Origin of the sequence: Myroides marinus (genome assembly GCF_900109075.1) — a bacterium.
Lineage (GTDB): Bacteria > Bacteroidota > Bacteroidia > Flavobacteriales > Flavobacteriaceae > Flavobacterium > Flavobacterium marinum_A.
Genome location: NZ_FNYS01000009.1, coordinates 121,995 through 144,966 on the forward strand (window position 1 = coordinate 121,995; position 22,972 = coordinate 144,966).

Here is a 22,972-nt window from a genome sequence, read left to right on the forward strand (position 1 = left end):
TTATTATTTGCCAGCTCTAAACAGAAAGTCTTTCTCTTCTTTAGTTAGACTCTCATATCCAGATTTACTGATTTTATCTAATATGCTATCTATTTTCTGTTGTCTTTGAGTTGCATTATCTGCATCGACATTCTCTTCCTTAACAACTTTATTATTAACGTAAACCTTCTTGAATTTAGTGCCTTGACTTCTTTTAAAAAGATTAGATAATTTATCAAATATACTACTTAAATCAGAACCATTCTCTAATAACTTGACATATACATATCCCATCACTGCACCTCCTAAATGAGCTAAATGTCCACCTACATTACTAGTTGTAAGCTGTATCACATCTAATAAAATAATAAATGCTGCTATATGCCACATCTTTACATTTCCTATCAAAGCAAGTTTTACTTGCATCATAGGTGCATGTACTGCTACAGCAATTAATGGAGCTATAGTCGCAGCCGATGCTCCTACTAGCACTCCTCCTGTACTTAAGAATTGAGACCCTACTAAGAAAAAGACACCTCCTAATAAAGCGCCCAAAATGTATAAAGTCAAAAACTGTTTATCGCTGAAGAAGGTACTAAACAACCTGTTCACAAAGAACAAGACTAACATATTTAAGATTAAATGTATAGGCCCTGCGTGAGCAAAAGCGTATGTAAACAGTGTCCATGGCTTATATAATAGAGACACTAAATCACTACTAAGAGCTATCCACCCCACTACTACACTACCTAGGGCAGAAAAGAATGCCTGTAGGATAAAGATTAGTACTGATACCCCTACATTCCAAAAAATAAGCTTCTGAGCAACACCTCCAGTACGATACTGAAAGCGCAAATCATCTATGAACTTACTCATTATCTATCCCAACGGTTACGGTTAAACTGTGTTTTTTTATAATAAACCATGATCAAGTATCCCATCAATGCTCCACCAATATGAGCGAAGTGGGCGATACCTCCACCACCACCGAATAGACTAAAGCTACCTGCTACTCCTCCATATAAATCCAGTAATAAGATTCCAGGTACAAAATACTTAGCTTTAACCGGCACAGGAATAAACATCATCATCAACTCTGCGTTAGGAAACATAAATGCAAAAGCAACCAACAATCCGTAGATAGCCCCTGAAGCACCTACCACAGGTGTATTGTATGCAGATAAGAAGTTCATTAATTGATCATTACCTAATACTCCTCCCCATCTCATATCATATCTTCCTTGAGCCAAAAGATCCATTACTTCACTTGCATTATATCCGTTCTCTCCTAGAGTAGACACTGCAGAATGAATATTATAATAATTTACTCCCGTATGCAATAAAGCTGCTCCTAATCCACATAAAAGGTAAAAGGTAAAAAACTTCTTACCTCCCCATATAGACTCTAACGTTGTTCCAAAAGAAAACAAGGCAAACATATTAAAGAATATATGCATTAGCCCACCATGCATAAACATATGCGTTAATGGTTGCCAAGCATAGAAATTAGGATTATCAAAGTAATACATCGCAAATAATTGCTGTATTGCAGGCACAAAAAAGCTTGCTGCAAAGAAGATGATGTTTACTATAATTAAATGTTTTACGGTGTCTGTTATTCTCATTATAATGCGAATTTTTTCTCTATATCCTCTACTTTCATTGTAATAAAAGTAGGTTTCATAAATGGTGATACACTAGGTTCTTTACACGCGAATAAAGAATTCACGATACTCTCTTGTTCTTCTTCATTTAGCACAGTACCCGTTTTTACTGATAAACTGTGTGCCAATGATTTTGCAATACGGTCACTCTGTCCCATTGCTGTCTTAGGAACTCCATCTTGGAAGTCACTAATCAAATCTTCTAATACGATAGAAGCTTCACTCTCTGATATATTAACTGGCAGTCCTGAGATAACCACATACTCTTGTGTCATGTGTTCAAACCCAAATCCTGTCTGCTGTAACATCGGATATAATTCTCTCAATATCTCTACCTCGTAAGGAGAATAATATAATGTCAACGGGAATAATAACTGTTGCGAGGATGCTGTATGATTCTGAATACTCTCCATAAACTTCTCATACAAGATACGCTGATGTGCTCTCCCTTGATCGATAATAACCATCCCTGACTTAATCGGGCTAACGATATACTTTCTATTAATCTGAAAACGCTTAATTCCTGTAGCTTCTTCTTGTTTATTTTCGAATAAGTTACCTGTCACAAAATCACTCTCTAATTTTATGCCAGACACATCTAAATCCTCACTAGATGAACGCAATCCCTCGTATAAGTTTTCCCATCCTTCTATATTACTCTTAGAAGATAACGTTCCTTTAGACGAATACGATCCTTTACTATATGTAGATTTATTAGCCTTAGACTCAATAACATCAGACTTCTTGTTCACCTTAGATCCGAAAGTCATCCCTTCACTAAAGTCCTCTCTGCTACTCTTATTTCCTTTGCTTTCTAAGACATCACTATCACTATAAAAGCTACTAGTATAGTCTTCTTCACTCGCTGTATTACTCTTACTCTCTAACGTTTCTCCTAAAGAGAAAGCATCTACATCATTACTCTTACTCTCTAACGTTTCTCCTAAAGAGAAAGTGTCCACATCATTACTCTTGCTTTCTAGAGTTTCTCCTAAAGAAACATCTCCAGACACATTACTCTTACTCTCTAGTACATCTATAAAACGATTGTTCTCTATATCATTGCCTTTATTGATAATCTTATCTCCAAAAGGATTCATAGACACATACGTCTCGTTATTTTCTAATTCGTCTATGAAACGAGTGTTCTCAATACTACTATCAGAACTCCCAATAAACATAGCCGCATTATTGTCAAACGGATTGTACTCAAACTTATCTGTATTGACACTTATCTCTCTGTGAAACGGGTTAAAGTTTCTGTCCACCTCTATCGTAGGTGTAGAAGCCTCTTTGCCCTCAAAGTCGTAAGGAGTATCTAAGCTAGCATCCCTCTGAAAGTCTAATACAGGAGCCACATTAAACTGTCCTAGACTATGCTTAATGATAGAGCGCAAAATACTGTATAACGCCTGCTCATCATCGAACTTTACCTCGGTCTTAGTAGGATGAATATTGATATCTATACTATCAGGTGGTACGTTAAAGTAAATGAAATAGCTAGGGTGTGTTCCCTCTTTTAGAAGTCCTTCATAAGCAGCCATAATAGCGTGATGTAAATAACCACTCTTCACAAAACGGTCATTCACAAAGAAGAATTGTTCCCCTCTACTCTTTTTGGCAAACTCAGGTTTTCCAACAAATCCAGTTACCTCAACTATCTCAGTATTCTCTTTAATCGGCACTAACTTTTCGTTAGTACGAGTCCCAAATACATTGACAATACGCTGACGCGCATTAGTAGGTAATAAATTAAACACTTCACTCCCATTGTGTATTAAAGAGAAGTGGATATTGTGATGCACTAATACAATACGCTCAAATTCATCAATGATGTTTCTTAACTCAACATTATCTGACTTTAAGAAATTGCGTCGCGCAGGTATATTAAAAAACAAGTTCTTTACTGAAAAAGAAGTTCCAGCAGGTGTCACTGCTACCTCTTGGCTAACGAGTTTAGTTCCCTCTATCACGATATGCGTTCCTAATTCTACATCGTGCTGACGTGTCTTTAGTTCTACATGGGCAATAGCAGCTATAGAAGCAAGTGCTTCTCCTCTAAACCCCTTAGTACTTAATGCAAATAAATCCTCCGCTTTGGAAATCTTGGATGTAGCATGACGTTCAAATGACATACGTGCATCGACATCACTCATCCCTTTTCCATTATCTATTACTTGTATTAAAGTTTTACCAGCCTCTTTTAGAATCAGCTTAATCTCTGTAGCTCCAGCATCGACAGAGTTCTCTATCAATTCTTTAACTACAGATGCTGGCCGCTGAACTACTTCTCCAGCTGCTATCTGATTCGCTACGTGATCTGGTAGTAAACGAATAATATCTGACATCTATTTGCTCCTATATTTTTAATCTAATTATTTAGATAAATTTCACTTAAGCTACAAATTTAAAGAAATATAAACTCCTTTACTATTCCAAAATTGTAATTTATTCTAAAATATAGAAACCATTATATAAATCAGTGGAGACCTCAATAATACATAAGCTATATCCGCAATCACGTGAGCAATAAGAAGCAAAAAAGAAGAATACCTAATGGACAATTAGAACAATAAGCCAGTAATCAAAAGCACCTATTACTTCGCCCTACTAACCCCCACAGGATTCTCATCAATTCCTAAAACCGTACAATATGCTTATCAGAGGACAATGAGTGAAGTATAAAAGGAGTATTGTTCGACAAAACAGCTCTCTACTCAACTAAACTCGAGGTATTGTCCTCGAAATGTCGAACCAAATACTACCAATTCAGTATCTATAAGGCTTTAGAGTATGTCAATAGTTAACATGGAATATATCGAATAATAAACAAACAACTAATAATCAATACTTTAAATAAAAAATACTGATAAAAAAAGTAATACATTTTTTTTTAGAAAGCAGCTGAATAAAGCCCTAAATCAAGAAGTTTTACAAAAAAATGGGAGTAATGCTGCTTAAAAACTAGTTTAAAACGATGATCTAAGGGGGTATTTACAAAAAAACAAGGCAAGTTTTTAGAAACAAGAAGGGGAATAAAGAAACTTGTTTTTCATTAATCAAGAAAATATTTTGACAAGAGCTATCAGCTAAATATAAAATACAAAAAAAGAGGATTCCTATAACCAGGAACCCTCTTCTATATGTTTGATAAACAGATTGCTATTATGCTTTTCTATTTAATTCTATCATTTTTAAAGCTGCTATAGCTGCTTCTGTACCTTTATTTCCATGTTCTCCACCACTACGTGCAATAGATTGCTCGATATGGTTATCTGTCAATAGACAGAAGATAACAGGGATATCAGATATTAAGTTAAGATCTTTGATACCATGTGTAACACCTTCACATACGAAGTCAAAGTGCATAGTCTCCCCTTTAATCACACATCCTACTACGATAACTGCGTCTAAAGCTTCATCTACTTCTATTATTTTCTTCGCTCCGAAGATTAATTCGAAACTACCTGGTACATTCCAGCGAACTATGTTTTCAGCTAATAAACCACAGTCTAATAATGCTGCTTCTGCTCCAGAATACAACCCATTAGTAATTTGGTCATTCCACTCCGATACTACAATACCTACTCTGAAGTCTTTCCCATCAGGAAGCGTAGATTTATCGTATTCAGATAAGTTTTTATTTGCTGTTGCCATAATTATTGTGCTAATCCTATCAATGCGTCAACACCTCTGTATTCTACAGAACCTTGATAGTTATTTTTAATTTCGTTGAAGTTCTTAAGCGCTTCTTCTTTTTTACCTAATTCTAATGCTACTAAACCAGCTTTATTTAAAAATCTAGGAGTAGTAAAATCGTTTTGGTGTTTAGAAGCTGCTTGTTTATAGTATTCTAAAGCTTGATCATATTGCTTTAATTCAGAGAATGCATCTCCGATAGCACCTAAAGCTTGTGATGCCATAACAATATCATTACTTTTAAATTTCTCTAAATGTTTGATAGCCTCTTCATATTTGTTCATATGTAAGTATGCAGTACCTGCATAGTAATGAGCTAAGTCAGAAGATTGAGTACCACCGTAGTTCTCGATAATTCCTAAAAATCCTAATTTACCTTCACCTCCATTAAGAGCAAGATTAAAAAGAGAATCTTTAGCAGTAGTATTCATTAAAGCATTGTTATAGTAACTCTGTGCTTGGAACATTTCGTTAGCAGCATCATCGTTCTTTGGCTCAACAATAAGTTTGTCATAACCAACATATCCTAAAGTTGCTATTGCCACAGCACCTACTAAACCAAAAATAACTTTTTGATTACGTACTACCCAGCTTTCCATTCTATTAGCACCTTGGTCTAATGAATCAAATACTTCTGCTGTTTTACTATTTGATGAATCAATATTAGTATATTGATCGAACTCATTATCTTCTTTTTCTTGTTCAGGTTTAGGGGCTTTATAACCTCTTTTATTATAAGTTGCCATTTATACAAAGTTTAATGAGTCGCAAAAATAGGATTTTTATTGTAATATAAAAGTGCTTTCTATCTATATTTTTGATAATTTGCACCAAAATTTCACAAAGCACTCTCTAAAACGTTAAAATAACTTGTAACAACGTGTATTTAAAAAAATTAAACATATTAAATTTCAAAAATATTAGTGATAATACCTTCACTTTTAATCAAAAAATAAACTGTTTTATTGGTCTAAATGGTGTGGGAAAGACTAATATATTAGATGCTATCTACTATATGGCTTATGGCAAGAGTTACTTTAATCCAGTGGCTGTTCAGAACATAAAACACGATGAGGATTTCTTCGTTATAGACGGGACTTTTGTGAGAGAAGACAAGGATGAACACATCGTATGTAGTCTAAAAAAAGGACAAAAAAAGATCCTAAAAAGAAACAATAAAAACTACGATAGATTCTCAGATCACTTTGGTTTTATTCCCCTAGTAATCATCTCTCCTTCTGATAGTGATCTGATCACAGAAGGAAGCGAGACGCGTCGAAAATTTATAGATAGTGTAATCTCTCAGATGGATAGCAATTACCTACAATTGCTAATCCAATATCAAAAACTAATCAGTCAGAGAAATGCATTGCTAAAGAGTTTTGCACAGAATCAGTACTTTGACGGAGAGACTCTAGCAGTATATAATGAGCAGATAGCAGAGTTAGCTCAGCCTATCTATGAGAAGAGAAAACAGTTCTTAGAAGAGTTTACTCCTATATTTACCCATTATCACAACCTGATTACGGACCATAAAGACGATGTCTCTCTAAAATACGAAACACAACTAGAAGGTAAATCAATGCTAGAGTTGTTTCAAGAGAACTTACAGAAAGACCGTATACTACAATATACTTCTGTAGGAATTCACAAAGATGATTTGGCATTCGAGTTAAAAGAACATCCTATCAAAAAGTTTGGATCACAAGGTCAACAGAAGTCATTCTTAATAGCACTGAAGTTAGCTCAATTTGAGTTTCTAAAGACACAGAGAGGGGTAGCTCCTATCTTATTATTTGATGATATCTTTGACAAACTAGATGAAAATAGAGTGCGAAAAATATTAGAACTCGTAAATCTAGATACCTTTGGTCAACTATTTATTTCGGATACCCATGCTGATAGAACAGAGAGTCTTCTAAACAGTATACACCAGGACTACGAAATATTTAAAATACAACAAAACGAAGAATAAACTAATACCGCTAATAGACAATGAATATCCACGAGAACGTATCTCTAAAACCATATAACACGTTTGGTCTAGATGTAAATGCTAAATATTTTATCGAAATAAAACAGCTAAACGACTTAAAAGAAATAGTAAAAGCGAATAAAAGTGATAAGCTATTTATCTTAGGTGGGGGTAGTAATATGCTGCTGACTAAGGATATCAATAAGATCGTAGTCAAGTTAGATCTACAGGGCATCTCTGTCCTAGAAGAGACTAATGATTATGTATTAGTAGAAGCTCAGGCTGGTGAGAACTGGCACGAGTTCGTCTTATGGTGTATAGAGCACAACTATGGTGGTGTAGAGAATCTATCTCTAATACCGGGTAATGTAGGGACTACACCTATACAGAATATAGGTGCATATGGTGTAGAGATTAAGGATGTGATGCACAGCTGTAAGGCATTAGATATGAAAACGCTAGAGATAGTAGAGTTTACGAATGCTCAATGTCAATTCGGGTATAGAGAGAGTGTATTCAAAAATGAACTGAAGGATAAATACATTATTATATCTACCACTTTTAAACTAACGAAGCAGAACCATGTCTTAAAAGTAGATTATGGTGCGATAAAAGGTCAATTAGAAGAAAAGAATATCACTGAACCGAGTATTAAAGATATCAGTGATGCTGTAATAGAGATTAGAGAGAGTAAATTACCTAATCCTAAAGAGATAGGTAATAGTGGTAGCTTCTTTAAAAATCCTATAGTAGATAAAGCAACATTCTTAAGATTACAGAATGCTTATCCTAAGATGCCTTTCTATACAGTAAGTGATGAAGAGGTAAAGATACCTGCAGGATGGCTGATAGAGACTAGCGGTTTTAAAGGATACCGATTAGGAGATGCTGGTGTACATGAGAAGCAAGCTTTAGTATTAGTAAACTATGGCAAGGCTGAAGGAGGTCAAATCAAAAAGTTATCTGAGACAATACAAAGAGAAGTTTATAACTTATTCGGAGTGTCTATACAGGCAGAGGTTAATATATTTTAAACAGGTTAATAACCTGTTTATTTTAGTTAGGAGGATTACTAAATTTAATAGAAAAAGGCATTCTATTTTAAGAATATAACCTCTTATATATAAACAATACAAGCCGTATACCAAGAAAAATAAGGCTAATCAAATTATTCAATGAATTTTAAATACGCTCTTACAGAGCTTTAACAGATTAATCGTACATTTGCAGACCTTACAGGAATAGATTATCACTATGCTAACACTTTTATTTTACATTTTTATTGCTGTTATAGTAATTGAGATATTACAGTACATTATCATATATGGCCCTATCGCTATGACTACTAGCCTACCTACTAAAAAGTATGTAGACTTCGAACCTGTATCTGTAATCGTATATATAAAAGAGCAACAAGATAAACTAGATAACTTCTTAACTCAACTAATCAATCAAGATTATCCTGAGTACGAGATAGTACTTATCCATAATGAATCTGATGATGATGATCTAGAAATACTAGAAGCATTCTGTGCTAAACATGCTAATACTAGATTAGTAAAAGTAGCAAACATAGAGACCTTCTGGGGAAACAAGAAATACTCATTAACACTAGGGATGAAAGTGGCTAAGTATGAGCGATTCGTATTTATAGAGCCTGTGGTAACTCCTAGATCAGAGAACTGGTTATTGTCATTTACTAGAAACTTCTCTACTTCTAAAAAGATTGTACTAGGGCACACTAGTATCAATAAAAAGAAAAGATCGTTTATCAATCAATTAATAAGATTTCAAAACACGTATAAATCTATTGATTTATTCTCGTGGGCTAATTTTGGTAAACCATTTCACGGTAATGCTTATAATCAAGGGTATAACAAAGAGTTATTCTTTAAAGTAAATGGTTTTATCGAGCAGATGAGAGTTCCTTATGGAGATGAATACTCGTTCATCAATCAGATAGGTACTAGCAATAATGTCGCTGTGGCTTATGATCAGGATAGTTTCGTTAATTTACAGGTAGAGAGTAAGACTTCTACTTGGCTTAACAATGTAAAGACTTATGATCTTTTGTTTAGATCTTCTTCTTTCTTTTCTCAGTTGAAGTTGAGATTCTTTAACTTATGTCACCTATTATTCTTTGCACTTTTTACTGTATTGATGTCATTCTTATTTAATTGGGAGATCGTATTAGGGTTATTTGCTTTCCGCTACCTAATTATCTATATCTACAATTATAAACTATTCAAAGTATTTGATGATAAAGATTTAATATGGACACTGCCTTTCTTAGAAATTATTCATATTTTTATAACTACATATTACTCATCTATACACTTTATCACACGTAAAAAGATTTGAAAACTTTAGTTCAAGAAAATATCCTCGCTGCTCAGAAAGGCGACCAAATAGCATTTACTTTCTTACTGAATCACTATTGGGCTGAAGTCTATAACTTTATGCTTAAAAGAACAGCGAATGAAATAGACGCTGAGGATATCACTATTGAAACTTTTTCTAAAGCTTTTACTAGTATAGGCAAATATGACTCTACTTTTGCTTTTAATACATGGTTGATTAGCATTGCTAAAAATGTACATATCGATATGATAAGAAGACGAAAAAACATGTCTTTCTTAGATATAAACGATGAAGAAAACCAACAATACCACAATATTATAGATGACTCTATGAATAAGGAGGACGAACTTATACAAGAGCAAAATCTAGTAATCTTTAAAAGCTATATCAATCTACTGAAACCTCACTATCAGGAGGTAATAGACATGCGATTCTTTCAAGAGATGTCTTATAACGAAATAGCAGAAGCGCTAAACGAACCTCTGAACAATGTAAAGGTGAAGATTATGCGTGCTAAAAAGCTATTGGCAGAAATCATCCTAAAACAGATTGATCAGAACTTCTCTATCTAATCTAACCTCTATCCTATTTGATACGGATAGCAATACTATTTTATACTCATCTGACGTCTTCTTAAAGTCTAAAAAACTTAATATCAGTACTTTTTACTTTATTTACTGTTTTTTATTTGTTAATGTCAATTACTAAAATCAAATAATTAAATAACTTATACTCTAAAAACCAAAAGATTAACCACAATATCCTTGTATTAATCAACAATATTACAATTTTATAAGTATCACTAAAAAAAGTTCGAATTATTAAATAAAACTGATAAATATCAATATAGAAGACAAAATTGTCTTTTATATTTGATATACAAAAATGAACTAACATAGCACATACTTATGAATACAAAAACACACTCTTTAAAAAACAAACTTGGAGTCTTAGCGTTGGCTTTGAGTTTATTAACTATCGGTAGTTGTTCTCAGAAAGACAATAAGACAACGAAGATGAATGCTGACATGGCAGAACAAATAGTGGCAACAGGTAATTTAGAAGCGGAACTTACTTCTCCTCCTCTAGTACCTAAACCAGTAGGAAACAGAGTTGCTGCTAAGTTAAAAGTAAACTTAGAAATCTTAGAGCAAGAAGGTGAAATGGTAGATGGTGTAAAATATATGTATTGGACATTCGGTGGTACAGTACCTGGTAGCTTTATCCGTACTCGTGTAGGTGACGAAGTAGAATTTACTCTTAAGAATCACCCAGACAATAAACTGCCACACAATATAGATATGCACGCTGTGACAGGTCCTGGAGGAGGGGCAGCTTCATCACTAGTAGCACCAGGACACGAGGTAACGTTCTCATTTAAAACATTACAACCTGGTCTATATGTGTACCACTGTGCTACAGCTCCTGTAGGTATGCACATCGCTAATGGTATGTACGGATTAATACTAGTAGAACCAGAAGGTGGATTACCTCCAGTAGATAAAGAATACTACATCATGCAAGGGGATTTCTATACTAAAGGAGCTTACGGAGAGAAAGGTGTACAACCTTTTGATATGAATAAAGCTTTAAAAGAACAACCTGATTACGTAGTATTTAATGGACATGTAAATGGGCTAGTAAACGAGAATGCTATTACTGCTAAAGTAGGAGAAACTATCCGTCTATTCGTAGGTAATGGTGGTCCTAACTTAGTGAGTTCATTCCACGTTATCGGTGAGATATTCGACAGAGTACACGTAGAAGGTGGCGATCTAATCAACGAGAATGTTCAGACTACGCTAATCCCTGCTGGTGGAGCTGCCATCCTAGAGTTTAAAGTAAATACTCCTGGTACATTCGTAATCGTAGACCACTCAATCTTCAGAGCGTTTAACAAAGGGGCTCTAGGTATGCTAAAAGTAGAAGGAAATGAGAATACTAAAGTATTCGCTGGTAAAATAAAAGAAGGTGTGTACTTACCTGAAGGAGGTACTATCCAAAATATGCCTAAAGAATCAGCTAAAAAAGAAGTGATAGAAAACAAAACTGTAGCTCAACAAATAGCTGATGGTAAAAGTGTATTCACAAGAACTTGTTTTGCTTGTCACCAGTCTGAAGGACAAGGTATCGATAAGATATTCCCTCCTCTAGCGAAATCTGACTACTTAAATAAAGATGTAAACAGAGCAATCAAAACAGTTATTAACGGGCTACAAGGAGAGATTACTGTAAACAATGTAAAATACAACTCTATTATGACTAGTCAGAACTTAAGTGACCAAGAGATAGCGGATGTACTAACTTATGTGTACAACAGTTGGGGTAACAATAAAACTGTGGTAACTCCTCAAATGGTTCAAAAAAATAGATAAAATGTTTTTTCTTGATAAATCAAATATCATCGCGTGTCTTCTGAGCGTATTTACACTCACAGTGTCTTATGCTCAGAAAGCAACACCGATGGTCACTATCAAAGGTGGAACTTTTGTTCCACTTTATGGTAGTACAGAAGAGGGCATCTCAAAAGTAGCTTCCTTTAAGATTGATCAATATGCAACAACTAATGAGCAATATGTTGAGTTCTTAAAGAAAAACCCTACTTATCAACGCTCTCAAATAAAAGGATTGTTTGCTAATAAGAGTTACTTATCACATTGGAAGAGCGATTTAGATTATGGTGATTTAAAACCTAATGCTCCTGTGACTAATGTATCTTGGTTTGCTGCCAAAAAATACTGTGAAGTACAAGGCAAAAGACTTCCGACTATGGATGAGTGGGAATATGTAGCCATGGCTGACGCTAAGAATATGGATGCAAGAGAAAAAGAAGCTTATAACAAGTATATATTAGCGTGGTACGAAACACCTAAAACCTATGTCAACCCTGTAGGTAGTACATTTAAAAATTACTGGGGTGTATATGATATGCATGGACTAATATGGGAATGGGTGTCTGACTATAACTCTATCTTCTTATCTGGTGAAAGCCGTAAAGACAAAGGGAATGATGAAAACCTATTCTGTGGTAGTGCTTCTATTAATGCTTCTGATCTAATGGACTATGCAGCTTTTATGCGTTATGGTTTTAGAGGTAGTCTTAGAGCTAACTTCACAACGAAAAACTTAGGTTTTAGATGTGCACAAGACTTATAAAAACAACGACAATTATGAAAAAAACACTTATAACCTTATCCGTTTTTGCTTCATTACTATTTATAGGATGTAAAGAAACTAAAACAACAGAGGAACAACCTCAAACAACTGAACAAACTACAGCTTCACAAGAGGTGTCAGACCTATCTATATACAACCTTCCTTCTACATGGACTACACAAGATGGAAAAGACATAGAACTAAAAGATCTGCAAGGTAATGTATTAGTAATGGTCATGATTTATACTTCGTGTAAAGCAGCTTGTCCTCGATTAGTAGCCGATATGCGTAATATAGAGGAAAGAGTAAAAGGTAAAAATCTAGACAAGGTTAAATATGTCTTAGTTAGTATAGATCCAACTGTAGACACTCCTGAACGTCTAAAAGAGTTCGCTAAAGAAAATAAAATGGATGGTGAGCAATGGGTATTCTTGCGTTCTACAGAAGAGAATACTCGCGAATTTGCAGCTACTCTAGCAGTGAACTATAAAAAGATTTCTCCTATAGATTTCTCTCATTCTAATATCATCAGTGTATTTAACACAAAAGGTGAATTAGATTATCAACAGGAAGGGCTAGGTATAGACTACGCTCCTACTGTCACAGAAATAGAACGACAGTTATCCCTTATAAAGTAGTTAGTTATTGAAAGTAGATACTGCTCTTTTGTCAAATTTGACATAGAGCAGTATTTTTTTTATATCCAAGGTTGGTTTATAACTTTGGAATTAAGCCTGTATCTTATTCTTCTGTTTGACAATAAACATTAACACAAGAGTCACCACCGCAATACAAAACATACCTATTGGCAGATAATGCATTCCATATCCTGCTATTACCTTGCCTCCTACTAATGTTCCAAAAGCAATTCCTAAATTACCAAATGAGGTAGATAGACTGCTTCCTAAAGCAAAAGAGACAGAAGTAGTGCGTTGTAAAAAAGCTACAGCATTTAGATACACTGGTGTATATAGCATACTCCATATCATCACTATTCCTGTAGTAATCACCACATCACTTCCGTTAAAATAAAGAGCTATAGCTAAGACAATAGCACCTGTGACATACACCATATTACTAAAAACAACACCTCTACTAAGCAACTTCCCTCCTACATACATCGCTAACAATCCTACAACACCAAATAATAGAATCATATTACCAACCATAAGGCCAGACATATTTTTCTCTTTATTAAGATAATCTGCAAAATAGCTATATACACTAAACCACATGGCAATCACAAAGAGATTCACTAAAGCACTTCTAATGAAAGATGCTTCTTTAAAAATATGTAATTCTTTTATATCAAAGGCTTTTCCGCCTCCTTCGACATTAGGTAAAACAAAATAGATAGCTATAAAAGCCAGTGTACTAACAACGCCTTGAATAATAAATATAGCTTCTAATCCATAAAGGTTAGTCAGATATGTAGCTAATGGAATAGTGGTAAAAGAAGCTATTGTGATTCCACTAAAGACAATACTCATCATTTGGCTTTCCTTTTCTTTATCAGCAAAACTAACGGCTATCGATAAAGCATTAGCTATATAGACAGGTTGTAATACCGCAGACAGTAATCTCAAAGTAAGTAATAACCAAAAAGGAGGTAAAAACACAGATATCGTACTAGAGGCAATAAACAAGAAGATCGCTAATAACATCACTTTCTTTTTATCCATCTTAGCTGTAAACAGCGTCATAAAAGGTCCTAACAAAGCGATCACTAAAGCAAAGCCACTCAGTAACCAACTGGCTTTATCAATTGATATTTGGTAATGAGACGCAATCTGTGGCAATACTCCTATCACACCAAATTCGGTGGTAATGATGCTCAATAACCCTAATGCTCCCACGTATGCATAATTCTTCATAATGTAAAATTTTATACTTTTGTTTTATTAAAGCAGATGACAAGTCACCTTGCTCGTTTTATTAATTTCAACAAAAGTATATAGCATACTTCCTCCATACCAGTCAAACGACTGTTGTGAGTAACTAATAATTATGTAAGTAATGACCAAAAGAAAAGAAAACTCTACCAACAGTATCAATAGAGAATATATAACAACTAACTGTGATGCTATCTACACAGTGTGTAAGATTAGTGGTCGATGGAAGATGAAGATCATATATACATTAAGTACATATGAAACATTGCGTTTTAATGAACTAAGAGATCATATACAAGGGATTACAGATAGAATGCTAACCCTGCAACTAAAAGAATTAGAAGCAGATAGTCTAGTGGTAAGAAAGATATTCCCTGAAGTACCTCCTCGAGTGGAATACTCCCTGACGGATATCACAAAAGAGCTATTACCCATATGGCCTGCTCTAGAACAATGGGCTGAGAAGCACCGCGCTTTAGTTAGCGAAGAAAATGAAGAATAGTCAATAAACAGTGAGGAATGCCCTTTGTATGTCCATGTATAGGCAAATTACAATTTGCCTATAGACTACACACTTTATATCAAAGTAGAGACGGATTATTATCCGTGTCACACAAAACAAATAACCGATATTCTGTGTCTGCTTATAATATAATCCTTCTTGCTGTCAGAATAAAAAAGTAGAATAACATATAATACTGAAAGACAAACATTCTTAATTACTCATTGTTCATTCCTAATTACCTAAACTCCTCCATATCTAACAAAACTCCCTAGTATCAACATCACAATACTAATCACTGTTACTGATAGAATATGAAAAGTCATTAGAGGTAGTTTCTCAATGTTATTTTTGAGACGAGGTAATACATAAAACTGTGCGCTTAATGCAAATAATGCAATAGCAATTAAACAACTTAGTTTAAAAGAAATCACTCGTTCAATAGGAGTCTCAAAGGCAAACCAAGTATCTATCTTAACATTGTACAAATAAGCCATACGAGCACCTGTTAATAACATCACCAAAAGTGCTGGCATACCAAACCACTCATATCTACTCTCGAAGTTAAACAATTTATCTACTGATTTCTCTTTCCACACTTGTGGTAAAATAACTACGCTAAGTAAGATATGACCTCCTACCCATATAGTAGCTCCTAATAGATGAAGGATTAGTAATAAATGTAATTCGTTCATAATCTCTTATTTTTTTAAATACGATAATAAAAAACATAAAATACTCATAGGTAATAATACAGATGTCCAAAATAATAACATTGGTGTATTTGATATCCAATTCACTGACATAAAACCTTGAAGCCCTTGTAGAAGTAATATTCCTTCTGTCAATACAAAACCTAAGATTAAGATACCTATACCTGACTTAGTCCAGGTGTTTACAATTAACTTCTGTTCTCTGATCATTAACCACAGACCAAAAGCCGTCAGGACGCCTAGCATATTCAAATGAATAAACCCAATAATCCATGAGCGCAAAGTTTGGAGCTGAATAGTTATAGTTTCTGACATTGTTAATAGCTGTGTTCCTATTCGCATTATAAAGCAGAATAAAGCAAGTATTGCTAAAAGATATACACTTTTACCTATACGGTTACTTTCTTGCTTAAATGCGCTATAAATAGGCTTAATTAGATATCCTACAGCATAAAATTGTAATAAAACTCCTAATGCATTTAAATAGTGAAGTATTGGAAACTCTATATACCAACTTAATGGCAGTGCATAAGTCAATAATACAGAGATAATCCATGCGTAGTAAAATGGGGTAAACTTAGCTAATGAATATCCTTTAAATACAGTAGCAAACAATAATGCCAAGAAAGCTGTTAAGAACCATCCATCAAACTGAAAGTGCAAAAAGAACTGTATGCAGATCTGATAAAAAGCACTTGCTTTTCCCATCATACCAACTGCAGGCCCTAAACACCATACTCCTAAAGTAGAGAATGCCATAAAGAACAAAGATGTCTTCAGCAAAATACCTTGTTGTGTTCCAATTACATTATTGTGTTTCCACAAATGAATTACAAATACATAAGAACAAATAATATGCAATGTAGAAAATGCAATGGATGGTGCAGCATATCCCATAAATGGAAATGTCAATGCCATTCCCATTACAGACAACTGTGTTACCCAGAAAAGTCGTGTATAAAACTTCGTTTCTTTAATTGAGTCTACTGCGAACTTCTGTACAAATAATACATAAACCAATAAATACAACCACCCCAATAAAGCTATATGTGAGTGAGTGTGTAAGATATATAGAAACGTCACTCCTTCTAAAGGATACACAAACATACTTCTAAGCAACAGTCCGAATAGAGCTGCTACAAAGAAATTGATAAGTGGTATGATATAGTAGATTGGTTTCATATATATTGATACAAGAAGTGCCTTATACTAAAGGTAAGGCACTTCTATGAAATTTGAAAAAGATTACTCGAATTTTTGTTCAAGTACTATTGCGCTAGGAAACAATATATTATTTTCTAAGTGGATATGTTTGTGCAAATCCTCTTCGAATTCTTTTAGCATAGCATAAGTCACTTTATAAGTATTACAACCATCTGCTGGAGGAGTATAATTATTTGATAACTCAGCTATCTTACGGAAGCGTTCTCCTTCTCCATCGTGCTCATGCATCATCATGGCTACAGGGTTTTGTACTGTACCGAAATGTGGTGTTTCTAATGGTTGGCCACTTATAGTTGCAGCAACCATCTGACGAATAAATGGGAATAGCACTAATTCTTCTTTTTTTAAATGTTGGCTCAACTCACCTGCACACCCAATAAAAAGTTCATTAATCTCATGTAACTCTGGATGTCTCTCTCCATGTACTCTACTTAATTTGTTTAAGAACTGTAATAGCACTGGTATTTTTTCTTCTACATATCTGTGATGTGTCTTCTCTACATAATCAGCTAGTAAATCAAGTGGCCAATGTCTAAAGTCAATATTATTTTCTGCTTGATGAGCCAATAAACGTTCTAATTCGCTTATTAACTCTTCTTGATTTACTGATTTTTTCTCACATACTTCATCTATGGTACGTCCTCCTTTACAACAGAAATCTATTCCATATCTATTAAATATCGCTGCTGTTCTAAAATCCTCTGCTACAAATGAGCCTACTGTTCTATTTTTCATGATTGCTTTTTTTAAATGTTAATTTGAATACGAATAAGACGATGGCAACTATACCTACTGTGAAGATTACGTCTCCTATAGTACGAAGCCACTTTAAAGTGACCATCGCAGGTAATTGCATTAGTTCACTAGATCTAGCATACCACATTCCATGTTGGATACTTTCGATAGCTTGCCATATACCTATCGGTAATAAGCTCAATAAAGCCATTAGTAATAAACCTAAGTTTAATCCCCAGAATCCTATCTTTAATAATTTATCATTCCACTGTACATGTCTATAAATACTTCTTAGTACAAATAGCATTAATCCTATCCCCAACATTCCATATACTCCAAATAAAGCTGTATGTCCGTGTAGAGGAGTTGTATTTAACCCTTGTACATAGTATAGGGCTATTGGTGGATTAATAATAAATCCAAACACACCAGCTCCCAAGAAGTTCCAGAAAGCAACGGCTATCATAAAGTAGATAGGCCATTTATAATCTTGTAACCATCCTTTGTGAGTAGATATCTTATAATTCTCATACGCTTCATATCCTATTAAGGTTAATGGCACTACTTCTAATGCACTAAACGTAGCTCCTAATGCCATTACAGCAGTTGGTGTTCCTGAGAAATATAAGTGGTGGAATGTCCCTATAATTCCTCCTGACATAAATACTATTGTAGAGAACAATGCTCCATTAGTAGCTGTCTTTGTTTTGATTAATCCCATTCTCACAAATAAGAAAGCTAATACAACAGTAGCAAATACTTCAAAGAAACCTTCTACCCATAAATGCACTACCCACCATCTCCAATATTCTGCTATTGCTAAGTTAGTTTGTCTTCCCCACATTAGTCCTGCTCCATAGAATAAAGCGATAGCACCACATGAGATTAAGAATAAGATAATAAGATTGCGGTGACTACCTTTTTCTTTTAATACCGGTATTAACGGTCTAATCATTAGTGCTAACCATACAAATAGTCCAACGAATAAAAAGATTTGCCAAAAACGTCCTAAATCAACATATTCATATCCTTGATGTCCAAACCAGAAGTTCTGTACTAGATTTAGCTTTTGCATAATACCAAACCACTGTCCAATCATAGATCCTAGTACAATAATCAACAAGGCTACGAATAAGAAGTTCACTCCGAATACCTGGAACTTAGGATCCTTTCCTCCTACTGCTGGAGAAATATAAAGTCCTGTACCTAACCAAGCTGTTGCAATCCAGAAAATAGCTAGTTGTGTATGCCAAGTACGAGTTACTGAGTATGGTAGAATTTGATCTAATGGAATACCATATAGACCTTGCCCTTCTACACCATAGTGAGCCGTAAGAATTCCTAATCCTACCTGTAACAACATCAATAAACATACTACCCAGAAGTATTTCTTCAGAATAGTCATACTCTTAGTTACGGTTCCATTAGATACTGGATCTTCTACAGGTACCATATCTTCTTCATCTTGTTTAGAAGCAACGTGATAATAAACCAATACACCTACTGCAAAAATTAATAAGATAACACTGACTCCTGACCATGCTAATAAAGGTGTAGTAGCTACGTTACCCACTAGATCCTCTGCTGGCCAGTTATGTGTATAGCTGACATCGCTATCAGGTCTATTAGTAACTGTTGCCCAAGTTGCCCAAAAGAAGAAAGCATTCATTTGCTTTAGTCTAGTAGGGTCAGTTATCGAATTATTAGGTATTGCATAGTCTTTACGCAATTGTGCAAACTCTGCATCATCAGTAAATAGTTTGCTATAATACTCCTGTAGATATAAGCGCGCTTGGTTTCTTTCTTCTGTAATTGTCAAAACTCCACTTGCTTTATCATAAGTATTTGGTCTTATATTACTTTGTAAATGAGCTTTTAAATATGCTTGTTCTTCTACAGTAGTATCAGCATAATTCTTACCATATTTCTCATTAGCATAGTAATCTAATAAATACAATGCCTCTCTATGTAAGTAATCAGCTGTCCAGTCAGGAGCTACGTAGGCTCCATGTCCCCATATGGAACCTACTTCCTGACCACCTATACTCTGCCAAACATTTTGACCATCTTTTATATCACTTGCAGATAACGCTACATTACCATTAGTTGTCCTAACTTCTGTAGGTACCGGTGGCGCTTCTTGATAAATCTCAATACCAAAATATCCGAGTACCCCAAACGAGAACAGCATTACTATCGTGAATGCTATCCATAACTTTCTTTGTCTATTTTTCATACTTTTAAATAGAAGACTTTTTTATCCTTTATTGTTTTATAAAAAAAGGGAAGTAACTTCCCACGTATAATTACACCTTTAAGAAAGTATCACCAGACTTGGTACCATTGGCTAACTCTCCTATAGTAGTAGTTTCTAACATTTTTCTCAATCCTTCTCGGATTGCTTTAAACTTAAAATGTACAGGACACGGGTGTGTCTCTGAGCATTCTGCTAATCCTAATCCACATCCTTTATATATAGAATCTCCATCTATCACATTCACTACTTCACATAGCTTTACCTTATCTAAATGTGAAATAGGGATCTCAAACCCTCCACCTACACCTTTTACTGACTCTATAATTCCACTCTTAGAAAGCTTTTGAAGAATCTTAGCTGTAAAAGCTTCAGGTGCATCTATTTCTTTTGCTATTTCTTTAAAACCCACACGCTCCCCTTTCAGTGATGATACTGAAATGAAAACTACTGAACGAATTGCGTATTCACAGGCTTTAGAAAACATATCTTGGATTTAATCTGATACAAATATAAAACATTTATTTACATAAAAGACTTTTTTATCCTTTATTGTTTTATAAAAAAAGTGATGTTAGTGTTTTTACTAACATCACTCCTATATCTACTCAATGATAAATAACCTATCTAAACACTATATCAGTGATTATCTCCTTACCTAACTCCTCATTAATCATCCTGATTATCTTACTCTTACCGTAAGTTAATTCTTCACGAACAATAGGAGAAGATAAAGCTACATACAGTACATCTCTTTTAAGAAGTATATCAAGAGTATAATTTGCTATTCCAGGTCCTAACAGATTCTTCCATGCAGCACGTACATCAAGATTGTCAATCCCTTTGTCTAAATTATTCTCTTTGATAAATATCTTCAAGAGATCTTGTATACTACTCTCTTCTCGGATACGTTTATTTACATCATATTTTTTCAACACGTAATATTATTTAAGGGTAAAAGGAACAGGTCTTTTATAATGATAGATAATATCATTTTCATTCTTAACTACTAATTCATCTTCATCTAGATCAACAACCTCCTCTTTCCACTCTGAATATTCAGTTTTATATTTTAACCAAGTCTTCCCTCCTTCATTTGCTACTGTAACTTTCTCTTGTACTTCATTAGTTAAATACTCTCCATTAATTTGAGGAAGTACCTTTTGACGGAAACCTTCTCCTTTATCGTTGATTTCAAAGTAATCAATAGATTCACTAATTGAATATTCTTTCTCCTCACCATCTGGCATTTGAGCTTTTTCAATTTCCCAGTATCCATTAATCGTTTTGATCTCCTCTGCAGTAAACTCTTTACCACAACTAACTAGTAAGAATAGAACACTAACAAATAGTACTTTATATATTTTGTTCATATCTAATAATTTTATTTAAAGAATGAATCAACAAACTCATATTTATTAAACACTTGTAAATCTTCTATACCTTCACCAACACCAATATACTTAACTGGGATCTGGAATTGATCAGAAATACCAATCACTACTCCACCTTTAGCTGTTCCATCCAATTTAGTTACTGCTAAACAGTTAACCTCAGTAGCCGCAGTGAACTGTTTTGCCTGTTCGAAAGCATTCTGTCCTGTAGAACCATCTAATACAAGCATAACATCATGTGGAGCATCAGCAACCACTTTTTGCATTACACGTTTAACTTTAGTCAACTCATTCATTAAGTTAACTTTATTATGTAAACGTCCTGCAGTATCAATAATAACAACATCTGCATTTTGAGTCACCGCAGATTGTAATGTATCAAAAGCCACAGAAGCAGGGTCACTTCCCATCTGTTGTTTAATAATAGGCACTCCTACTCTATCTGCCCATACCTGTAACTGATCAATAGCAGCTGCTCTAAAAGTATCTGCCGCTCCTAAAACTACATTTAGGCCAACTTTCTTAAACTGATAAGCTAATTTACCAATAGTAGTAGTCTTACCTGCGCCATTAACCCCCACAACCATAATCACATATGGTTTTTTATCTTTTGGTACTTCAAATTCAGTAGCTTCACCAGATTTAGTCTCTGACAATAGACTAGCAATCTCATCTCTCAAGATTTGATTAAGTTCATCTGTTCCCACATACTTATCTCTAGAAACACGCTCTTCTATACGTTCTATAATCTTTAATGTAGTATTTACTCCAACATCAGATGACACTAATACTTCTTCAAGATTATCAAGTACATCATCATCTACTTTTGACTTACCAGCTACTGCTTTAGTAAGCTTTGAGAAAAAAGATGATTTAGATTTTTCTAAACCTTTATCTAAAGTTTCCTTCTTTTCTGAAGAAAATAACTTCTTAAAAAAACTCATATTACTTTTATTAACTAGTGCAAATATAAAGAATAAAAAGCGAACCTATTTACCTCAAATTGAGTGATAAGTAAATAAACAATCTTCTATCTTACAATTCAATACTTAAAAAAACCTCATAAAACAAAAAAGTACCTCATTAGGTACTAATACATAAGGGTTAATACGGATCAAAGTTAAAAGTTGGGGAGGAAATAGTAAAATAATATCTTTGTCTTATGATGGATAGCACAGAAATACTAAAACTAATCTTACCTGCTTACTTAGTAGAACACTTCAATATTACTAAAATAGAAGAATTAGAAACCAAACTACATATCTACTTTGAAGAAAAGAATAATTATGGGAATCAATGTCCTGAAAGACAACTAATTTCCAAAGGCTTTCATAGTATGATTACCATTGAAGACTTTCCATTACGAGGTAAATCAGTTAAACTACATGTACAACGTCGTCGTTGGACAGATAAACAAACAGGAG

The 22,972-nt window shown here is 34.2% G+C and carries 23 protein-coding genes; 9 read left to right on the plus strand and 14 right to left on the minus strand.

The window, feature by feature from the left end; all coding sequences use genetic code 11:
- Window positions 1-3: 3 nt before the first annotated feature.
- The 5 genes from BMX53_RS10965 to BMX53_RS10985 all read right to left on the minus strand — a co-directional run bounded on the left by BMX53_RS10965 (window position 4) and on the right by BMX53_RS10985 (window position 6,088).
- Complete coding sequence (locus BMX53_RS10965) at window positions 4-855, minus strand: rhomboid family intramembrane serine protease (protein WP_074746302.1); 852 nt, start codon at window positions 853-855, stop codon at window positions 4-6.
- Window positions 855-1,604 (minus strand): rhomboid family intramembrane serine protease, encoded by a 750-nt coding sequence (locus BMX53_RS10970; protein ID WP_074746304.1) that lies wholly within the window; start codon window positions 1,602-1,604, stop codon window positions 855-857. The genes BMX53_RS10965 and BMX53_RS10970 overlap by 1 nt, the downstream gene beginning before the upstream one ends.
- Window positions 1,604-3,991 (minus strand): DNA mismatch repair endonuclease MutL, encoded by a 2,388-nt coding sequence (gene mutL, locus BMX53_RS10975; RefSeq protein WP_074746306.1) that lies wholly within the window; start codon window positions 3,989-3,991, stop codon window positions 1,604-1,606. The genes BMX53_RS10970 and mutL overlap by 1 nt, the downstream gene beginning before the upstream one ends.
- 817 nt (window positions 3,992-4,808) lie before the next feature.
- Window positions 4,809-5,300, minus strand: coding sequence for a 6,7-dimethyl-8-ribityllumazine synthase (ribH, locus tag BMX53_RS10980; RefSeq protein WP_074746308.1), 492 nt, complete (start codon window positions 5,298-5,300; stop codon window positions 4,809-4,811).
- Between the two features lie 2 nt (window positions 5,301-5,302).
- Window positions 5,303-6,088 carry a tetratricopeptide repeat protein gene (locus BMX53_RS10985; RefSeq protein WP_038986252.1) on the minus strand — a complete coding sequence of 262 codons (786 nt, stop codon included), beginning with the start codon at window positions 6,086-6,088 and terminating at the stop codon, window positions 5,303-5,305.
- A 134-nt stretch (window positions 6,089-6,222) separates the two neighbouring features.
- On the opposite strand from BMX53_RS10985, the gene recF reads away from it, so the two are divergent.
- The 7 genes from recF to BMX53_RS11020 all read left to right on the plus strand — a co-directional run bounded on the left by recF (window position 6,223) and on the right by BMX53_RS11020 (window position 13,472).
- Entirely contained in the window at window positions 6,223-7,317 is a 1,095-nt protein-coding gene (gene recF, locus BMX53_RS10990) for a DNA replication/repair protein RecF (protein WP_074746310.1), read from the plus strand.
- A gap of 20 nt (window positions 7,318-7,337) precedes the next feature.
- Window positions 7,338-8,351 carry a UDP-N-acetylmuramate dehydrogenase gene (gene murB / locus BMX53_RS10995; protein WP_074746312.1) on the plus strand — a complete coding sequence of 338 codons (1,014 nt, stop codon included), beginning with the start codon at window positions 7,338-7,340 and terminating at the stop codon, window positions 8,349-8,351.
- Between the two features lie 220 nt (window positions 8,352-8,571).
- Window positions 8,572-9,678 (plus strand): glycosyltransferase, encoded by a 1,107-nt coding sequence (locus BMX53_RS11000; RefSeq protein ID WP_074746314.1) that lies wholly within the window; start codon window positions 8,572-8,574, stop codon window positions 9,676-9,678.
- Entirely contained in the window at window positions 9,675-10,250 is a 576-nt protein-coding gene (locus BMX53_RS11005; RefSeq protein ID WP_038986258.1) for an RNA polymerase sigma factor, read from the plus strand. The genes BMX53_RS11000 and BMX53_RS11005 overlap by 4 nt, the downstream gene beginning before the upstream one ends.
- 336 nt (window positions 10,251-10,586) lie before the next feature.
- Entirely contained in the window at window positions 10,587-12,053 is a 1,467-nt protein-coding gene (gene nirK / locus BMX53_RS11010; RefSeq protein ID WP_083394413.1) for a copper-containing nitrite reductase, read from the plus strand.
- A gap of 1 nt (window position 12,054) precedes the next feature.
- Window positions 12,055-12,834, plus strand: coding sequence for a formylglycine-generating enzyme family protein (locus BMX53_RS11015; RefSeq protein ID WP_074746318.1), 780 nt, complete (start codon window positions 12,055-12,057; stop codon window positions 12,832-12,834).
- Window positions 12,835-12,848: 14 nt separating this feature from the next.
- The gene (locus tag BMX53_RS11020; protein WP_074746320.1) at window positions 12,849-13,472 is read left to right on the plus strand and encodes an SCO family protein; all 624 of its coding nucleotides are present in this window, start codon (window positions 12,849-12,851) and stop codon (window positions 13,470-13,472) included.
- A gap of 90 nt (window positions 13,473-13,562) precedes the next feature.
- Here the strand turns inward: BMX53_RS11020 and BMX53_RS11025 are convergent, their stop codons facing one another.
- Window positions 13,563-14,708 (minus strand): MFS transporter, encoded by a 1,146-nt coding sequence (locus BMX53_RS11025; protein ID WP_074746322.1) that lies wholly within the window; start codon window positions 14,706-14,708, stop codon window positions 13,563-13,565.
- 142 nt (window positions 14,709-14,850) lie between these two features.
- Here BMX53_RS11025 and BMX53_RS11030 point away from each other — a divergent pair, with 142 nt between their 5' ends.
- Window positions 14,851-15,228: a winged helix-turn-helix transcriptional regulator gene (locus BMX53_RS11030; protein WP_074746324.1), complete on the plus strand. Its 378-nt coding sequence runs from the start codon at window positions 14,851-14,853 to the stop codon at window positions 15,226-15,228.
- A gap of 242 nt (window positions 15,229-15,470) precedes the next feature.
- Here the strand turns inward: BMX53_RS11030 and BMX53_RS11035 are convergent, their stop codons facing one another.
- The 8 genes from BMX53_RS11035 to ftsY all read right to left on the minus strand — a co-directional run bounded on the left by BMX53_RS11035 (window position 15,471) and on the right by ftsY (window position 22,492).
- Window positions 15,471-15,923 (minus strand): CopD family protein, encoded by a 453-nt coding sequence (locus tag BMX53_RS11035; RefSeq protein ID WP_074746326.1) that lies wholly within the window; start codon window positions 15,921-15,923, stop codon window positions 15,471-15,473.
- 6 nt (window positions 15,924-15,929) lie between these two features.
- A complete protein-coding gene (locus BMX53_RS11040) occupies window positions 15,930-17,123 on the minus strand; it encodes a hypothetical protein (protein ID WP_074746328.1) in 1,194 nt (397 codons plus the stop codon).
- 63 nt (window positions 17,124-17,186) lie between these two features.
- Window positions 17,187-17,900, minus strand: a complete 714-nt coding sequence (gene ric / locus BMX53_RS11045; protein WP_038986271.1) for an iron-sulfur cluster repair di-iron protein — start codon at window positions 17,898-17,900, stop codon at window positions 17,187-17,189.
- Window positions 17,890-20,136: a nitric-oxide reductase large subunit gene (locus BMX53_RS11050; RefSeq protein ID WP_074746330.1), complete on the minus strand. Its 2,247-nt coding sequence runs from the start codon at window positions 20,134-20,136 to the stop codon at window positions 17,890-17,892. The genes ric and BMX53_RS11050 overlap by 11 nt, the downstream gene beginning before the upstream one ends.
- 70 nt (window positions 20,137-20,206) lie before the next feature.
- Window positions 20,207-20,641, minus strand: a complete 435-nt coding sequence (locus BMX53_RS11055) for an RrF2 family transcriptional regulator (RefSeq protein ID WP_074746332.1) — start codon at window positions 20,639-20,641, stop codon at window positions 20,207-20,209.
- Window positions 20,642-20,777: 136 nt separating this feature from the next.
- A complete protein-coding gene (locus BMX53_RS11060) occupies window positions 20,778-21,089 on the minus strand; it encodes a DciA family protein (protein ID WP_074746334.1) in 312 nt (103 codons plus the stop codon).
- A gap of 9 nt (window positions 21,090-21,098) precedes the next feature.
- Window positions 21,099-21,527, minus strand: coding sequence for a lipocalin family protein (locus BMX53_RS11065; protein ID WP_074746336.1), 429 nt, complete (start codon window positions 21,525-21,527; stop codon window positions 21,099-21,101).
- Window positions 21,528-21,538: 11 nt separating this feature from the next.
- Complete coding sequence (ftsY, locus tag BMX53_RS11070) at window positions 21,539-22,492, minus strand: signal recognition particle-docking protein FtsY (protein ID WP_074746338.1); 954 nt, start codon at window positions 22,490-22,492, stop codon at window positions 21,539-21,541.
- A gap of 218 nt (window positions 22,493-22,710) precedes the next feature.
- Between ftsY and BMX53_RS11075 the strand changes: the two genes are divergently transcribed.
- A partial coding sequence (locus BMX53_RS11075; protein WP_074746348.1) for an ISAon1 family transposase N-terminal region protein occupies window positions 22,711-22,972 on the plus strand: 262 nt, incomplete at its 3' end.

Bases quoted from the DNA above. Each gene is read 5' to 3' on its own strand.
- BMX53_RS11030 (WP_074746324.1), top strand. From the start codon at position 14,851: ATGACCAAAAGAAAAGAAAACTCTACCAACAGTATCAATAGAGAATAT.
- BMX53_RS11055 (WP_074746332.1), bottom strand. From the start codon at position 20,641: ATGTTTTCTAAAGCCTGTGAATACGCAATTCGTTCAGTAGTTTTCATT.
- BMX53_RS11065 (WP_074746336.1), bottom strand. From the start codon at position 21,527: ATGAACAAAATATATAAAGTACTATTTGTTAGTGTTCTATTCTTACTA.
- ribH (WP_074746308.1), bottom strand. From the start codon at position 5,300: ATGGCAACAGCAAATAAAAACTTATCTGAATACGATAAATCTACGCTT.
- BMX53_RS11000 (WP_074746314.1), top strand. From the start codon at position 8,572: ATGCTAACACTTTTATTTTACATTTTTATTGCTGTTATAGTAATTGAG.
- BMX53_RS10985 (WP_038986252.1), bottom strand. From the start codon at position 6,088: ATGGCAACTTATAATAAAAGAGGTTATAAAGCCCCTAAACCTGAACAA.
- ftsY (WP_074746338.1), bottom strand. From the start codon at position 22,492: ATGAGTTTTTTTAAGAAGTTATTTTCTTCAGAAAAGAAGGAAACTTTA.
- BMX53_RS10965 (WP_074746302.1), bottom strand. From the start codon at position 855: ATGAGTAAGTTCATAGATGATTTGCGCTTTCAGTATCGTACTGGAGGT.
- BMX53_RS11015 (WP_074746318.1), top strand. From the start codon at position 12,055: ATGTTTTTTCTTGATAAATCAAATATCATCGCGTGTCTTCTGAGCGTA.
- BMX53_RS11040 (WP_074746328.1), bottom strand. From the start codon at position 17,123: ATGAAACCAATCTACTATATCATACCACTTATCAATTTCTTTGTAGCA.
- murB (WP_074746312.1), top strand. From the start codon at position 7,338: ATGAATATCCACGAGAACGTATCTCTAAAACCATATAACACGTTTGGT.
- BMX53_RS11035 (WP_074746326.1), bottom strand. From the start codon at position 15,923: ATGAACGAATTACATTTATTACTAATCCTTCATCTATTAGGAGCTACT.
- BMX53_RS10970 (WP_074746304.1), bottom strand. From the start codon at position 1,604: ATGAGAATAACAGACACCGTAAAACATTTAATTATAGTAAACATCATC.
- mutL (WP_074746306.1), bottom strand. From the start codon at position 3,991: ATGTCAGATATTATTCGTTTACTACCAGATCACGTAGCGAATCAGATA.
- ric (WP_038986271.1), bottom strand. From the start codon at position 17,900: ATGAAAAATAGAACAGTAGGCTCATTTGTAGCAGAGGATTTTAGAACA.
- BMX53_RS11025 (WP_074746322.1), bottom strand. From the start codon at position 14,708: ATGAAGAATTATGCATACGTGGGAGCATTAGGGTTATTGAGCATCATT.
- nirK (WP_083394413.1), top strand. From the start codon at position 10,587: ATGAATACAAAAACACACTCTTTAAAAAACAAACTTGGAGTCTTAGCG.
- BMX53_RS11050 (WP_074746330.1), bottom strand. From the start codon at position 20,136: ATGAAAAATAGACAAAGAAAGTTATGGATAGCATTCACGATAGTAATG.
- BMX53_RS11020 (WP_074746320.1), top strand. From the start codon at position 12,849: ATGAAAAAAACACTTATAACCTTATCCGTTTTTGCTTCATTACTATTT.